This is a genomic window from Staphylococcus sp. EG-SA-2, from assembly GCF_017152085.1.
Window position 1 is genome coordinate 1 of record NZ_JACYHC010000979.1, and the last position, 847, is coordinate 847.

2 protein-coding genes are annotated in these 847 nt (G+C 34.1%); one reads left to right on the forward strand and one right to left on the reverse strand.

Annotated features, from left to right (window positions below):
- The coding region (locus IDG60_RS16890) for an SDR family oxidoreductase (protein WP_164826118.1) at positions 1 to 560 on the forward strand (560 nt) is incomplete at its 5' end.
- Positions 561 to 756: 196 nt separating this feature from the next.
- On the opposite strand, the gene IDG60_RS22730 is transcribed toward IDG60_RS16890, so the two are convergent.
- Positions 757 to 847: hypothetical protein (locus tag IDG60_RS22730; protein WP_241013393.1), on the reverse strand; the 91-nt coding region annotated here is incomplete at its 5' end.

Below are 847 nucleotides of genomic sequence, written 5' to 3' on the forward strand. Positions count from 1 at the left end.
AAGAGGTTATTAATGGTTTTGAGCAAATTGGTAAAGATGTTGGCAATATTGATGGTGTATATCATTCAATCGCATTTGCTAATATGGAAGACTTACGCGGACGCTTTTCTGAAACTTCACGTGAAGGCTTCTTGTTAGCTCAAGACATTAGTTCTTACTCATTAACAATTGTGGCTCATGAAGCTAAAAAATTAATGCCAGAAGGTGGTAGCATTGTTGCAACAACATATTTAGGTGGCGAATTCGCAGTTCAAAATTATAATGTGATGGGTGTTGCTAAAGCGAGCTTAGAAGCAAATGTTAAATATTTAGCATTAGACTTAGGTCCTGATAATATTCGCGTTAATGCAATTTCAGCTGGTCCAATCCGTACATTAAGTGCAAAAGGTGTGGGTGGTTTCAATACAATTCTTAAAGAAATCGAAGAGCGTGCACCTTTAAAACGTAACGTTGATCAAGTAGAAGTAGGTAAAACAGCGGCTTACTTATTAAGTGACTTATCAAGTGGCGTTACAGGTGAAAATATTCATGTAGATAGCGGATTCCACGCAATTAAATAATATCATTCAACAGCTTTGTTCACGTTATCATATATGTGAGCAAAGCTTTTTTGCTTTTATAATAATCGGACTGATGGAAAATTATTTGATATTTCATCTGACTGATTTTTTTTATGCACAAAAAAATCTCCTCAAAAGCTGTAGTTTCAACTTTTGAGGAGATAGTATCTTATATTCTTAAAAGACATCCACAGAATTAGTCCTTAACATTACTGTTTGCTTTATCAATAATGCGTTGGCGGTATTTGAAAATATTACTAACAACCGTTTTAAGTACAGCATATAAT